The sequence below is a fragment of the Nostoc sp. genome (assembly GCF_036917775.1).
Classification (GTDB): Bacteria; Cyanobacteriota; Cyanobacteriia; order Cyanobacteriales; family Nostocaceae; genus Nostoc.
The window spans coordinates 17641-33305 of the sequence record NZ_JBALEQ010000116.1 but is presented as its reverse complement, the minus strand read 5'-3'; the positions used below and the strand labels follow the sequence as shown (position 1 = coordinate 33305).

12 protein-coding genes are annotated in these 15665 nt (G+C 41.7%); 8 read left to right on the top strand and 4 right to left on the bottom strand.

What is annotated here, in order from left to right:
- A complete protein-coding gene (locus tag V7K69_RS24175; RefSeq protein ID WP_335039017.1) occupies positions 1-1110 on the top strand; it encodes an LLM class flavin-dependent oxidoreductase in 1110 nt (369 codons plus the stop codon).
- On the opposite strand, the gene V7K69_RS24170 is transcribed toward V7K69_RS24175, so the two are convergent.
- Positions 1082-2446 (bottom strand): amidase, encoded by a 1365-nt coding sequence (locus V7K69_RS24170; protein ID WP_335039015.1) that lies wholly within the window; start codon positions 2444-2446, stop codon positions 1082-1084. The genes V7K69_RS24175 and V7K69_RS24170 overlap by 29 nt on opposite strands.
- 125 nt (positions 2447-2571) lie before the next feature.
- On the opposite strand from V7K69_RS24170, the gene V7K69_RS24165 reads away from it, so the two are divergent.
- Complete coding sequence (locus V7K69_RS24165) at positions 2572-4350, top strand: asparagine synthetase B family protein (protein ID WP_335039013.1); 1779 nt, start codon at positions 2572-2574, stop codon at positions 4348-4350.
- Between the two features lie 338 nt (positions 4351-4688).
- Complete coding sequence (locus V7K69_RS24160; protein WP_335039011.1) at positions 4689-4937, top strand: DUF7219 family protein; 249 nt, start codon at positions 4689-4691, stop codon at positions 4935-4937.
- A gap of 138 nt (positions 4938-5075) precedes the next feature.
- Here V7K69_RS24160 and V7K69_RS24155 read toward each other — a convergent pair whose 3' ends face one another.
- Positions 5076-6107 carry a VOC family protein gene (locus tag V7K69_RS24155; RefSeq protein ID WP_335039009.1) on the bottom strand — a complete coding sequence of 344 codons (1032 nt, stop codon included), beginning with the start codon at positions 6105-6107 and terminating at the stop codon, positions 5076-5078.
- A gap of 182 nt (positions 6108-6289) precedes the next feature.
- On the opposite strand from V7K69_RS24155, the gene V7K69_RS24150 reads away from it, so the two are divergent.
- The 5 genes from V7K69_RS24150 (at position 6290) to msrB (ending at position 12337) form a co-directional block, all read left to right on the top strand.
- Positions 6290-6913, top strand: coding sequence for a DUF3859 domain-containing protein (locus V7K69_RS24150; RefSeq protein WP_335039007.1), 624 nt, complete (start codon positions 6290-6292; stop codon positions 6911-6913).
- A gap of 5 nt (positions 6914-6918) precedes the next feature.
- Positions 6919-8802: an asparagine synthetase B family protein gene (locus V7K69_RS24145; RefSeq protein ID WP_335039005.1), complete on the top strand. Its 1884-nt coding sequence runs from the start codon at positions 6919-6921 to the stop codon at positions 8800-8802.
- Positions 8803-8845: 43 nt separating this feature from the next.
- The gene (locus V7K69_RS24140) at positions 8846-10069 is read left to right on the top strand and encodes a diaminopimelate decarboxylase family protein (RefSeq protein ID WP_335039003.1); all 1224 of its coding nucleotides are present in this window, start codon (positions 8846-8848) and stop codon (positions 10067-10069) included.
- A gap of 533 nt (positions 10070-10602) precedes the next feature.
- Positions 10603-11367: a hypothetical protein gene (locus tag V7K69_RS24135; RefSeq protein WP_335039001.1), complete on the top strand. Its 765-nt coding sequence runs from the start codon at positions 10603-10605 to the stop codon at positions 11365-11367.
- Between the two features lie 475 nt (positions 11368-11842).
- Complete coding sequence (gene msrB / locus V7K69_RS24130) at positions 11843-12337, top strand: peptide-methionine (R)-S-oxide reductase MsrB (RefSeq protein ID WP_335038999.1); 495 nt, start codon at positions 11843-11845, stop codon at positions 12335-12337.
- A gap of 181 nt (positions 12338-12518) precedes the next feature.
- Here the strand turns inward: msrB and murI are convergent, their stop codons facing one another.
- Entirely contained in the window at positions 12519-13385 is an 867-nt protein-coding gene (gene murI / locus V7K69_RS24125) for a glutamate racemase (RefSeq protein ID WP_335038996.1), read from the bottom strand.
- Positions 13386-13873: 488 nt separating this feature from the next.
- Positions 13874-15439: a radical SAM protein gene (locus V7K69_RS24120; RefSeq protein WP_335038993.1), complete on the bottom strand. Its 1566-nt coding sequence runs from the start codon at positions 15437-15439 to the stop codon at positions 13874-13876.
- Positions 15440-15665 lie beyond the last annotated feature (226 nt).

The following is a 15665-nucleotide window of genomic DNA, read 5'->3' as shown; positions in this document are numbered from 1 at the left end:
ATGTTTGCCAAACAGAAACTGGAATTTAATTGGTGCGCTCCGGTATCTGGGGATGGATTCTATTTAGGTTTGCCCATTTGGGAACGTCCTCCCAGTCTTGAGTATACAGTTGAGATTTTTAAAACAGCAGAACGATTTGGGTTCCGGCAGGTTTTAATTGGTATGGGTTTCAACTACCACATTATGGAGGCTTGGACTTTAGCAACAGCAGTTTTAGCCCTTACCCTTAATGCTGGAGCGATGGTAGCTGTGCGTCCAGGGTTCTATTCGGCTCCAGTATTGGCAAAGATGGCTGTTACCTTAGATCATATTAGTAAAGGTCGCCTTTCCCTTAATATTGTCACAGGTGGACGGCCAACAGAACAGGCAATGTATGGTGATTATTTAGATCACGATAGCCGCTATCGTCGCACTCGTGAATTTATGCAAATTTGTCGGCAGTTATGGTCAACAACTAATCCCTTTGACTATGAAGGAGAATTTTATCAACTCCATCAAACTCGGTTAGAAACTTTACCTCTTCAACCATCTGGGCCGCTATTTTATTTCGGTGGTGCAAGCGAGATGGCTCAACAAGTGGGTGCAGAATTTGCAGATGTTTATCTAATGTGGGGAGAAGCACGGCAACAACTAGCTGACCGAATCAACCAGATGCAGCAATTAGTTAGCAATTGCGGACAAAGAAAAGCTGTACGTTATGGATTAAGAATTAATATTATTGCTCGAACAACTGAAATCGAAGCTAGGGAAACAGCAAAAGAAATGCTGGCAAAAATTTCTCCACAAGTATTAGCTAAAGCACGAATTACTGAATTTCCCAATACCAAGCGGGAAAGTGTCGGTCAAAGTCGACAATGGGAATTACGGGGAAATGCTGATGAAGATTGGTATATTGAACCACTGCTTTGGGCTGGTATTTCTGTGGTGCGGAGTGGTGCTGGAATGGCTATTGTCGGTAGTTATCAGCAAGTGGCAGAGCGTCTTTTAGAATACATAGACTTGGGAATCACAGTTTTTATTTTGTCTGGTTATCCCCATTTAGAAGAGTGCGAAAATGTGGGACGAAATGTTTTACCGTTAGTTAGAGAAGGCTATCTTCAGAGAATGTAGTAGCAACTTGGAAGGTAAAGGCAACTCTTAAAATCAAAGCTTCACTATAAGAATTACCAACAAGTTGCAATCCTATAGGTAAACCCTGACTGCTTCGTCCACAAGGGAGAGAGATTGCAGGTAAACCCAGAAAACTGAAAGGTAACATAAATCGCTGATTTAATCGATAGATTTTAGCATCTGCGTCAATAAGAGGTGCAACCATTGGTGTTGTGGGTGTTAGCAAAATATCCACTTCTTGAAACAGTTTTTGCCGTTGCAGAAAACATTCTTTCTGTTTTTGCTTTGCTTTTTTGTAACTGTGATGAGAAATTTTTACTCCTTTAGATAAGTCGCTTTTTACTTTAGAGCCGAATATATTGGGGTTTGTAGTATAAGCTACTTGCAAATCTTGATGGAATTCATAAAGAGCAATGGTGGAATAAGTCATCTCATCAAATTCCTCTATTAAAAATGGAGAATTTATAGTGATAATTTGCGCTCCAAGTTTTTTTAAGATAGATATGGCGTTATAAATTGCTAAAGCAATTTCTGGTTCAATTCCCCGAAATGTATAGTTATTAACTATGCCCAATTTTAAGCCGTTGATATTAGTTGGTAGAGGATACAGTTGTTTGACATTTGTGGAGATCGGGAAGAGTACAGCATCAAGTAAAATGGCAATATCTTCTACAGAATTTGTTAAAAACCCAACTGTATCAAAACTACGAGCGCGGGGAAAAATACCATCATTGCTAAGTAATCCGTAAGTTGGGCGCAGTCCTACCACTCCTGACCAACTGGCGGGAACTCGAATTGAACCACCAGTATCAGTACCAATTCCAGCTAAACAAAGGCGTGCAGCAATAGCGGTTGCACTTCCACTAGAAGAACCTCCTGATGAGTGGTTGTGGTTCCAGAAGTTGCAAGTATTTCCATAAAAAAGATTGTTTCCAGAAAGGTCAGCCGCAAATTCGCTTAAATTTGTTTTACCTAAAATTACCGCGCCTGCTGCCTTGAGCTTTTGGACAATTACACTATCAGATAATGGGATGCGATCGCAAAAAAGTTGTGAGCCAACTGTAGTTTTTACTCCTGCTGTATCAATATTGTCTTTAATAACAACAGGAATTCCGTGTAGCAACCCACGTTCTTGACCTTTACTTCGCTCAAAATCTAGCTTATTAGCACTTTCTAGCCCTTGTTGGTCTAAAACTGTAATAAACGCATTGAGTGTAAAATTGAACTTTTGGATACTTTCGAGATAATGCTTGATTAAGGTTTTTGAAGTTAGCAAGCCACTTCGCATTTGCTGACTTGCTTGTGCGATCGTTTTAGGGATAAAATCTGCTTCCATATTGGAAAAAGGTAAGCTGTTCCAAATTTAGCTTGCATAATTAGCCTTTTTGGAGAAAGGTTTGTGTGTAGTCTATTTATTTCAAAACTGCCTAAAATGACTAAATTATGCGTTGAAAATTTACCATGCTATTTGATGCGTTTAAAAATCGTAAATCTCCTAAAATCGAATTTATCGAAACTGCCCCAACCTGGTGCGTAGCTTGGGGAACAGTTGATGAAAGTTATGAAAATATAGCTTGGCGAGATGAAAATTTTTCTGTAGTTTTACCACGTACAGCTTCTGGATTTCTGACGGAGAAATTAGCAATCAGTTCTGGAGGACGATTTGTTGTTGTTGGTGATGTTTGGTTAACTAACCAAGTACAGTTACTGCAAAGGTTAGGGATTGAACCGGATAGCTTTAGAGAAACTTCTCTGCAACTAGTTGCCAATCTTTGGGAACGATGGGGTAATGAAAGTCTTCACCAACTTGTGGGGATGTTTGCGCTAGTGGTTTGGGATAGAGAAAGACAAGTATTGAAGTTGGTTCGCGATCGCATCGGTATTCGGACTCTTTATTACACTACCACTGGTTCGGTTCGTTGGATTGCGCCTCAACTGAGAACTTTATCACCTCATCGTTCATCCGATTTAGATTTGGTAGCGTTGCGAGATTATCTTTGTTGTGCCTTTGTTCCAGGAGAAAGAACACTTTGGGAACAGGTGCGCGAACTACGACCTGGAACCGTTTTAGAATTTCCCGACCACAAAGTTGAAGCTTATTGGCAGCTTCAAGAACAGATTGTAGCAATAGATCAACCTTTAGCATGGCATGGCGATCGCTTGCGAAAACTCCTAGACCAAGTTGTTCAAGAATATTTACCCCCAGCAAACGAACCCGTCGGCGTTTTTCTTTCTGGTGGTTTGGACTCTAGCTGTATCACTGCTTTAGCAGCGAAATTCCACAAAGCACCAGTTCACACCTTCTCGATTCATTTCGGTTCAGAGTGTCCCAATGAGTTAGAATTTTCCAGTCTCGTTGCATCCCATTGTCAGACGCAGCACCACATTTTAGAAATTACTTTTAAGGATATGTGGTCACGCCTACCAGAAACAATGGCTTATTTAGATGACCCTATTGGCGACCCACTGACTGTTCCCAACCTATTGCTGGGACGACTGGCGAGAGAAAGTGTAGAAGTAGTTTTAAATGGTGAAGGTGGCGACCCCTGTTTTGGTGGGCCAAAAAATCAGCCAATGCTTATCAATAGTTTATATGGCTCTGTCACCAATCAGGATGCTTTGCAAGCTTATTTAATTTCCTTCCAAAAGTGCGCGGTTGACTTACCACAACTTTTAAAACCAGAAGTTTGGACAGAGGTACAAACAGCACCTTGGGTTTTTGAAGAAGATTTATATTCCCAAGCCAGCTATCTGAATCGTTTGATGGCAATGAACATCAAATTTAAAGGCGCTGACCAAATTCTAACGAAAGTCAGTAACTTGACTCAAGCAGCCCTTTTGCACGGTCGGTCTCCTCTATTTGACCAACGAGTAGTAGATTTAAGTATGGAAATCCCTCCAGAGTATAAACTTTCTGGGGTGGAAGAAAAAGCAGTCTTAAAGCAAGCTATTACCTACGGTACGTCTCCGACGAACGCAAATATTTTACCAGAGGCAATTATTCATCGTCCCAAAAGTGGCATGATGGTGCCTGTGCAGTTAGGATTTCGGAAATATTGGCAGCAAGAAGCCAGAGATTTATTACTAAATCGGAATGCAGCTATCACTCCTTACTTAAACCAGTTACCTATTCGTAATTGGTTAAACTATCAAGGAGATACCTGGAGTCGTTATGGAGTAAAGCTTTGGTTGCTTGCAAGTTTAGAAATTTGGTTACAGGTGAATCAAAAAGTGCGGTAGTGAAAGCAAGAAATTAATACGCGAAGTCCCGATGTTAAGCACTGTTCGCACAGCATTCCCACAGGGTAGTAGTTACTACGTAATCGGACTTCTTTAACTTCATACCCTCCGAGTGAGTACATGGTGGCAGAAGTTTACCTATTTTTAACACAAAAATTCTGCCTCAAGTCAGATTAATTTAGATTTTGGCTGAATTTATTGCTTACTGCACTAGTCAATAAAATATTTTTTTTACTACAATATGAACTTATTCTGGAATTGGAATTTTCTACTGTGTATTTACACGTAGATAACCATCAAATCTAGAACTCTTATAAAAAATTACAGACAAGAAAATAATGACACAACCTAACTCGCAAGATAAAAATAACTTTCTTTACCCTCGTAGTCGATATTATGGTAAATTCCAGCCAGAGACTTTAGCATTTAATGCCAACCTCCAAGAATTTGCCCAAAGAATTAGTTACATTTCTTGTCTAGAAACAGGCGGAAAACTATCACCAGAAGAAGCTTACGAGCAAATTAAGGCGCTTTGGAAAGAGTTGAAAAATAGCAAAAAGGAACTATCTATTGGCATAAATAAATGAAAACTAGTTTTTGGGCATTGGGTATGGGCAATAACTACCAATCGTCCATGTCCAATACTTCTCTACGAGAGGCTGCGCCCTAAGCGTAGCTATGCCGCAGGCTTTACGACTCCGCTCAGTACAAGTGCCCAATCCCAGTTAATTAACTTCCAGCAAAGTCCAGAAGTAGCCATCTGGCGCAACAAAAGAGAAACTTGTCTCGCCAAACTCATTACTAATAATATCTGTGACTTTTTGTGCAGTACTTGCTTTAATGCGATCGCAATACTCCTGTATTCCCTTAACCCGATAGGTATATAAAGACATACCCAAGCTACCTGGTTGGGCTGCTTCAAAACGCGATTCTAAATTAATAGATTCTGGGAATCGAACAATATAAAGTCTACCACTGCGTGCAGCCATCAGGTCAGACTTAGAAGAACGCGGATCATCAAAAGCAGTAACAATAAACTTTTCACCAGGGTTAAGGTCAAAAATATCTCGACCGGCTGGCGAAGATTCATAGCTAGTTTCGACATCATCACGCACACGCAGCAAACCTAAAACTTCTTCATAAAACTTGAGGGTTTCTTTGCTGTCATCTTGAGAGATGATTCCTATATGGGTAAACTGACTAGCCTTGAGAGCAGCATTATGATTAACTTGTCCGTAATGCGGTAGTGTATAGCCAAAACGTTGAAATAAAACTTGTCGAGCTAAGGGTTGAAGTAGCAACATTTCTCGTACACCAACTGCTGGCTCAATAAAAGGACGGCTTTTCCTCTCTTTGTTGTAGATGACTTCCCAATAAGGGTTAGAGTGCCTAATAGGAAAATCTGCGGCTTTTGCATTCTCTATATGATTTAAGATACTTAACACATCGGTCGTTAAGCTTGTCGCCCAGCGATTTCCCTTAATTTTCATCGATGCTATTCCCAAACCTTCATGTGTGGGGTTTTGCCAAACCATCAACCGAATCAAACCATGATCTGAATTTTGGTGGTAGAGGCGAATTGAGCGTAAAGACGAATTTACTCCATATAATTGATAGGCTACATCTGCGGTTAATTCACCCACTTGACCAATACGATAGCCAAATTGCTCCCAATACTGAATAGCAGAAATTGGTTCTGGGATGCCTATACAGACTTCATAGATACCTTCAATTGCGGTTTGTGGTTCTTGAGCCATAATAATTTGGGATTTTAGATTGGTCAAATAAATAAAGCTTTCGGAAAGATATCTCAGAAAGAATGCGAAAAGCAACAACTTTAGGTTGTAGCTTATGATGTACCTAGAAAAGTGAGTATAGAGTTCTTCTGATTGCACGTAATCAAGAATCGCCATCAAGTTTTTTTAACAGGAGTTAAGCTATGACGCAGCGACTGACTCAAGAGCAATTAGCACAAATAGTCACAGAAGTAGAAGGTTTGCAAGTGCGTCGAGAAGCGGAACTAGACCAACAGCAGGTTAAAGAAATTTTACAGGAGTTGAATTTACCACCTGAGTTACTAGATGAAGCGCTGATTCAGTTAAATCGCCGCCAAGCGCTGGAAGTACAGCAACGCCGCAATCGATGGATTACCTCTGGAGTTGTGGCATTTTTAGTGATACTGAGTGCATCTGCAATATTTTTCATCCAACGACAGAATTCTGCACTCTCTCGCGTTTCTGCTCAACAAGACCGCATCACCCTGGTATCAAATACTGGCGGTGACTTGAAGACAGTTTCCCGCCAAACCAATCCAGAAATTTTGTACCGTGTCACCTTAAAAGATGCACCCTTGGGTAAAAAGCTGGCTCTCTCCTGTAATTGGATTGACCCAAATGGTCAAATTGTCAAGCAGAATAGTTATCAAACCCGCGAAATTAATACGTCTGTCTGGGATACCCAATGTCGCTACACGATTAATCCGGCTGCAACTGTTGGCAATTGGAAAGTGCAAATGTTCCTGGAAGGTCGGCAAATTAGTGATGAAACCTTTGAAGTGAAATAGTCCAGATGGGCAACATCCCGCATCACTTTCTTGGCTATTGGGGTTATGGCGCTCAACATGAGTTGGAAGCGCTGTTAAGTAGTATTTTAGAAAACCTCTCTCCAAACCTCTCCCCTTGTAGGGGAGAGGCTTTGAATCCCATCTGGAATGTTGTTTATATAGGACTTGAGGGGCATTTCGGATGGCAACAAAAGCAGGACTTAGACGCTGAACACCTGAAATTTAGATCCCCCCTAACCCCCCTTAAAAAGGGGGGAAGAGTAGAAGCCCCATTTTTAAGGGGGTTGGGGGATCTCTTCTGTGTAAGTCCTAAAAATCAAATTGCTGCTATTTCGGCATCAGGATTATTAACTTCACCCGATGCTTGGGTAAGTGTCCAAGAAAATAACTGCCTGATTTTGGGTAGAGAACCTTTCGGAAAAATGCCCTTGTATTGGACTCAGCAAGGACAAGTTATCTGGTTTGCATCACAACTGCAACTACTCTTACCGATTTTGCAACAGTCAGAAGTTAGCATTTCTGGGTTATATGGCTATAGCTGTTTTTCTTACGTTCCCACACCCTTAACCCCTATTAAAGGTGTGTTTGCAGTAACGGCGGGAACTGAATTAGTTTGGCAGAGCGATCGCCAATCAGGTATTCTGCGATCGCCTAAATCTAAAAACATCCACTCGTGGCGGGAAGCCCCAGAACAGTTAACAGATGAAGCGACAGCAATTACCGAATTGCAAACCCTCCTTAAAGATTCCATTGAACGACAGATTGCCGATTTAAAGGATGAACCTGTTGCGGTATTTCTCTCTGGCGGACTCGATTCTTCAGTGGTGGCGGCGCTGCTGGTGCAAGCAGGAGTGAAAGTCCGCGCCTACACTCTAGATTTTGGTGACGTAGGTATTTCAGAATATCCATACTCTGAACAAGTTGCCCAGTTTCTCAAAATTCCGTTGATTAAAGTTGCAGTAACGCCAAGTGCCATCAAGAATGCCCTAATTCCGACTGTGCAAGCATTAGATTTACCCTTTGGAGATGGCGTGTGTGTGCCGTTGTATCTCTTATCTCAAAGGGCGAGTCAAGAAACTCAGGTAATTTTTAACGGCGAAGGTGGAGATCAATTGTTTGCCGGTTGGACGAACAAACCTTTAATTGCCGCAGGTATTTATCAGGCAGAAAATCCCGCCGGACAGGAAACTTTTATCCAGCAATATCTCCGCACCTTTCACCGTCTTGGGGGATACGAATCTCAGGTTTATCAGCCAGAGGTTTATGCACAGATTCAAAATTTGTATCCTGAAGATTGGCTATTGGCGGCTCTTAATCGTGATGAATGCCCATCTTTGCTGCATCGCCTCCGCCGTGCTAGTTTGATGCTCAAAGGAGCGCAGAATATCCATCCACGTGCGACTGCATTGGGGTTTGCTCATGGGTTGTGGGTGCGATCGCCTTTTTGTGATTTACCTTTGGCTGAATGGACATTCCGCCTATCTGGAGAACTCTGTTTGCAAGGTGCTTGTGAAAAATATATCCTCAAACGGGCTGTAGAAAATTGGCTCCCACCTGAAATTGTCTGGCGACAAAAACGGGGGATGGGAGTTCCCTTAACTTCTTGGTGTTTAAATGATTTTTGGCATCAGCTAGGCATCTGGCTCAATCCAGAAACACTTCGCGCCAACAACCATTTTTATCCACACATCGCGGCACAAATCGTTGAAGGCAAACTCGGAGCAGCTATTCAAGGCCGACGGATTGGTGAAACTCTCTGGTTACTTATTATGTGGCAACTTTGGCGATCGCACGTTTTAAATGAAGAACTAGGTAAACAGTCCTTGGATCATCCTTTTTGGTTACATCGTTGGCTATGGATAAATTACAAGAAAATTCATAATTTGTAATTTGTAATTCGTAATTGATATAGGGAGCAACTAACTTAAAGTTATGGAGAGCAAGAAGTTTTATGATTTTCAAAATTCCCTTAGTCCGCCCTTTTCTGAGGAACAGGCGCAGGAGTTACTGAGTACTTACGGTTCTCCGCTTTATGTTTATAATGGCGATCGCTTGCGCGAAACTATTGAGCGCATTACTAAAGCTGTCAGTTATCCTCGCACACAATTTCGGTTTGCAAGCGTGACTAATGGCAATATTGCGCTGTTAAAAATTTTTCGCTCCTTTGGGTGGGGACTTCATGCTAATACGCCAGGGGATATTTATTTAGGATTGCAAGCTGGTTTCGATCCTAGTCAGATTGTTTACAGTGGTAGCAATTTGAATCAGGCTGAGATGCTACAAGTCTTAAATTGGGGAGTTACAACTCTCAATCTCGATAGTCTCGCTCAGTTGCAGTTGTGCTGCGAAGTTTTGCCCAAATGCAGAGAGAAAAATATTCGGCTAGGTTTACGCCTCAATTTGCCCGAAATTACCGGAGATAGCCGCATTGGTGTGCGTCCTGAAGAATTTGGTGATGCGATCGCTAAAACTTGTGAAGTTGGATTAAAGCTGAGTGGCTTACACTTCTATCGAGGGACTGGAACCAATGCCACAGAAGCATTTACCCAAGTAATTGATACAGTAATGGCTACAGCACAAAAGTTACCAGATTGGGAATATTTAGACTTTGGTGGTGGCTTTGGCTATCCATATCACCACAACAAAACAGCCTTTGACTGGGAAGTTTTTGGCGCTGAGTTAAGCGAGAGAATTACTCATTTAGGGCGGAAAATTGATTTGGTGATTGAACCTGGACGAAGTGCGATCGCCGGATGTGCAACTTTGCTTGCTCAAGTTGTTTCTGTAAAATGGCAAGGAGAAAAACAGATTGTTGGAGTTGATACCACCGTTGCTAATCTTTCAGTACCCTCAGTACACGGTGGCTACCGAGAAATCGTCACCTGGAAACAAGCAGACAATCCATTCACAACTGATATTTGTGGGAACACCACCTATTCACGAGATTATCTGGGGAAAAATTGCCAACTCCCAGCACTAAAAATTGGTGATATCGCTGCCATTCTAGATGTCGGTGCTTATGGTTATGCTATGTCCTCTCACTTTTTACACCGCCCCAAACCTGCTGAAGTCTTGCTAGAAAATGGCACACATCGCTTGATTCGTCGGCGGGAAGACTACAGTGTTTTACTAACAAATCAGGTGCTAGATAACTAACAATTAATAAATAACATCAAACAATCATTATGAAGTGTATTAACTGCGGAACTGACAATAAACTAAAAGACCGGACAGCTAATCAAGGTCGGTGTCTAAAATGCAATCATCCTTTTGCCTTTGAACCGACCAGTATGAGTAAAGTTAAGATTACTGATCCTTTCTTTGCCAAGGCGATCGCTGACATTTCTGCAAATAACACCTTATTTTTTACAGCCAAACAACTTTTTTATTTTCTAGATAATCGTCTAAGAAAAAAAACGAATTCAATTTCACAATTTGGCTTGTTATTTTTATATCTACCTTTTAATTTTTTCGCATTTTCCTCAAACATTGGTCTGATAATAGTAAATTTCGTATTTATTTGTATATTTTTTAACCAAAGCAACTCAAATAAACTCAATAATAATACAAGTCGCAAAGCGAATGCAAAAAACTTACAGATTATAGGAGGAATTATTCTGGTTGTAGGAATTCCAAGAAGTATTACCTCAAACTCTTTTAGCCTCTTTGTAATTTTTGTGATTATGGGAATGCTGTCTATATATTTGGGAACTCGACAGCTAGGGCGACTTGGATTCTTAACACAAGAATTTTTACTTTCACACTCTCAGTTTAAAGATTGGCTAGATCGCTGGCAGCAAATCAATGGTTCAATTCTCAAAATTCTTCCTTCACCAAAGCAGGAAAATACACCAGCCACGGTTAACCCTGATGTAACTACTTACAGTTTTGATAGATTAGTAGTTTGTGATAGTGCTACCATTGCTCAATTATTAATTGCTAATAATTTCCACTTTGAAAATAACTGTGCAATTCTCAGCATTACTGGATATCCACAAAGCATTTTTGACACCACAATGCAAATGCTGCGCCGCAATCCCGATTTGAAAGTCTATGCAGTGCATGATTGCAATCCACGAGGAATTGGTTTAGTTCATAATTTGAGAAGCAATGCTAGTTGGTTTCTCGATAGCGAGATTGCAATTATTGATATCGGACTAACGCCACGTCAAATTATTGCTACTAAGCGCGGAATGTTCATTCAATCTTCTCCAGAGTCGGCGCAAGCAGCTAAACAATTACCTCAAGAAGTTCGTCAAAGTTTGTCTGTTGAAGACTTAGCATGGTTAGAATCTGGAAAGTTTGTGGAATTAGAATCTTTCTCTCCCCAAAGACTGATTAAAGTCTTGCAAAACGGTATTGCTGGTAGTCGGAATCTAGAAAGTGATGACAGTAACTTGCTTTTAGTAGGGGATACTGGCAATGATATGTATGTTGTTCAAAGTTTTGGTTGATATAGCCAGAATGCGTAGGCGTAACTCGTTGCAGACATCACATTTAAAAATATACAAAATTCCCCTCAGACTGGAAGTCCATAGCTCATAATAAAAGGTCGAATTCCTGCTAGAGAGCATTCGCTTTTGCAGGAAAACTTTATACAGCAATGGTAGTTTTGTGTATATTAATTTACTTATTCCTAACCTTCTGTTAAATTAACCTTAATATACGCTAAACCCATTGATTTACTGTACTTATGATGAAGATGATGATTGACCGCCGCTACACATTCAAGTGTACTGTTCAAAATCAAGTCAAGTTGATTCCGATTCCTTACAGTGTTTGATTGCAGAATAATTTTTGGTTTCTTAGCTAATTTTAATCACTTTATCAGCGCTAATTCAGAGCGATCGCTGATTATAGTGATTAAGTAGGGAATTCCGTACTGGAGTTGATTGGCCAGTTAACCGGAAAATAGAAAATAATAGATATATGGACAAACGGTATTTTTTACAGGCTAGTGCGGTAATAGTCGGCACAGCATTGTTATCAAGGTATATCAACTGGGAGTCAAAAGCAGTGACAACATCTAATAGTGGATTTGAAATTACCAAACCAGAAGAAGAGTGGCGCACTATTTTAACGCCAGAACAGTTTAATGTATTGCGTAAACACGGGACTGAACGCCCTCACACCAGCGCATTAGATAAAGAGTACGACAAGGGTACTTATTATTGTGCCGCGTGTGAACTACCACTGTTTACCTCTGATACCAAATTTAACAGTGGTACTGGCTGGCCAAGCTTTTTTAAACCGATTGAAGGTGCGATCGCTACTACTGTAGATAAGTCGCTGTTTATGACCAGAACTGAAGTACATTGTAGTCGTTGTGGTGGTCATCTGGGTCATGTTTTTGATGACGGCCCTGCACCCACAGGTAAGCGCTACTGTATGAATGGTGTTTCGCTGAAATTTACTCCCGCCTAATTTACGTTTCACTTTAAGGTTGATACAAATAGGCAGCAGAGAGAAAGGTAGGACAGGGAGGACAAGAATAAAGGGAGAATTATTAAACAAGTCTCTTCTTGTCTCCCCCCTCTCCCTTGTCTTCCCCGGATTTCTCACTTGTGAGAAATCCAGGCTTCCTTGTCTCTTCTCCCTGCCTCCTTCAATAAAGTTGGGAAATAGCGCTATCAGTGAAGCGAACCTCCTCAACCATCGGGGTATAGCCTAGCCATTGCACTCCTGACTGAGCAAATTGTTGTGGACACCCGCTAACGGCGAAACGAGTTGGTAGTGGGAGGTGAGTATTTTTTAAGCCTAGCAAGTCTAACTCTTGGGCACAAGCTGCCACGACATGAACAGCTGGGTCAACTAGCTTGACTTGAGAGGGGAGGAGCGATCGAAATACTGGTGTAAGGTGGGGATAATGGGTACAGCCATGAACTAAGGTGTCAATTTGTTGGTCTAGTAAAGGCTCTAAGTAGGCTCGTGCCACTTCAGCAGTGTAAGGGTCGTGAATCCGGTTTTGCTCAATAAGTGGCACAAACTCTGGACATCCTATTTGCCAGACTTGGACATCAGGGGCAATTTCGAGGATGGCGTGCTTATAAGCATTACTTTTTGCCGTAGCTGGAGTGGCAATTACACCAATCCGCTTCCCTTCCTGCACCGCAGCTTTTGCACCTGGTAGAATTACCCCCAAAATGGGTATGTTGAATTCTTGACGCACGGTTTCTAGGGCTAGGGCAGAACTGGTGTTGCAAGCCATAATTACCATTTTTACCTGCTGCTTTTGTAGCCAGGTAATGATTTCGCGCGTAAATTGTAAAATTTCTGCTTGTGAACGAATTCCATAAGGAAGTCGGGCTGTATCCCCAAAGTAAACAATTGATTCATTGGGGAGTTGCCGATATATTTGTCGCAGTACCGTCAATCCACCCACACCACTGTCAAAGATGCCAATTGGGGCACGTTGGGGTTCAAGAGCCGAAAAATCGTCCAGATTCGCTTCAAAGATCGAAGATGAATACACAGGCTGATATTAATTTAGGTTTTGGGATTTAAAATACAGAATTTAGCAGACAATCGGTTAATTGACCACTAAATTCTGCGCGCAAAAGCAGGATATATAGTGTCAATCTTAGGGTGACACTCTACGGTACTACTGTCTAATTTTGACTTCGCCTCTAAGGGTTTCCACTTCGCAGTAGTCCCCATTACAATTATCGTAAATCAAAGGTTACTGGCTAAAAAAGATGCAACTTCAGCAGTGCGATCACTATAGTCAATATCCCATCCAAATTCGGGTCATCATAGGGTTTGCCGAGTTTTATCACCCCAGCAGTCTTTTTTTAATCTTGGTATTCTTAGCACCAGCCTTTTTTTAATTATTTGGTGCTTGGGGAGTCTTACAGCAGTTCCCGCTATTGTGAGGTACGTTCTCAGTCCTGAAAGGGCACAGGAGATAGCGTGGAGGAGATAAAATGTACTTCATAACAGCAGGAAGCGCTGTAAATATAGTTAGTTATTAATTAGCCCTGAATATTCCCCACTATAGTTAGTAAATTCAGTCTTTGATCTGCGAATCTTAGATAGACGAATTTGCCAATCGGAAACCTGCTCGTAGGTAAGGTGATGAGTATTGCAAGTCGGTGTCCATAGCCCTCCCCAAACACAGGGGTCTTCAAACTGCAACAGACCTAACTTGCGTAAGTTCTGGGATTGGGGAGTTCCTGGCAAGGGGGCTATGCTATACACAGCAATCTGAAATTCCAATTCCGGGTTAATCTCTACGAGTTCATCCACGAGTCCTGAGATCGCTTCCTCAAGATGTAACAAGCTATCATCGTCATCATCTGGTAGCCCGATAATAATGCCATAAGCAATAACAGGTATACCAGTTCTGACGACAGATTTCATCAACGTACAATGCTCTTGCCACGGCAACAACTTGCTGTATGCTTCTCGCCCAAAAACGGGACGTTCCGCAGGGATATAAGCTAAAGGACAACCTACTTTGCCATCCCAGCCAAACAGTGCTTGAATAACTTCTTCGTCAGGGCTGAGATCGGTATTGTCGTAGTTGCGTCCATGTCCCACCGTGGCTTTCCGCAGTTCTAAACCATTAGGCCACATCAGAGATATTCCCATCTCCCTCGCCCCATTGGTAATTTCGAGGATCTCTTCTCGCCCCCCAGGAAAGAGTCCACGGGCGAGGAATTGATCGGAACCGATATTGATCGAACGAGCCCCCGCCTCTTTCTGAATAGCCAGCCATTTGAGGGCGGTTTTTGGGGTCATTCTGCGATAGCCAGTGCCGTAGGTGGGTGTCATGCAAAAATCGCAGGTGCGATCGCAACCAATGTCAGCCACTAACGAACCAATCGGCACAACTCCCTGTACATTTGGTAGCATCCCTAAACATTCGCTAGCCACTTCCACGGAGGGTAGAGTCCAATCTTCTGGACTTTTAGCTTTAGTCTTCCTGGCAAATTGTCTACCATCTGCGAGAATTACCCCCGTCAGTTCTTCCCGTGGGGTTTTTCCAAGTACATAGTCGAGAATAGCCCAATTAGCTGCACCGGATTTATCCTGAACTACTGCTGCTGCTCCAGCCTGCAAGTAGTGTTGCGGTTCAGCCACAGCATCAGATCCCCCAACGATAATGGGACGACCACCTTTGGCCAGATGCTCAACAATCATACAGCTTACTTGACGGTCTTGGGAGAAATTAACTGTAATTCCCCAGGCATCATAAGCGTGAGGATCGAGAGCGAAAATTTCGCCACCTACATAAGTTTTCCGCAAGGTCATTCCTTTCCAGAAAATCTGCCCAAATTCTTGACTATAATCCCCATCCCTAAGGTTGACCAATCGCGCATCAAATCCCCCTGCTTGCAAGTCAGCGATTAAAACTTGTTTGCTAATTAAAGAACGATGTCTATATAAAGAAGTCCAATTATTGCCTTCTGCATCGTATAGTCCCGTTGCTGGAACTTCAATCAGTCCAATTGTGGGATACTTGTTAGCTACTATATTCGAGGGCGCAGAATCTTGAATAAGAGTAGGGGCTTTTCGCTCGGTCATAATTGCAATTCCTTAGCGGTAGCAGAAGTTGGCAAGCAATCTTTTATACAATCAGCATATTAACCTAAGTTACTAGTTACTAAACGATAATGGGATCAAATTGATACAAAAACTCAATTTTTCACTAGTATTGTTAAATACTAAATTTTAGAGTTTTGTACTTAAAAACACGCATTTTTTGATAACTAGCAACTTGGGTTATTACAGTAGAAAAATATAATAATGA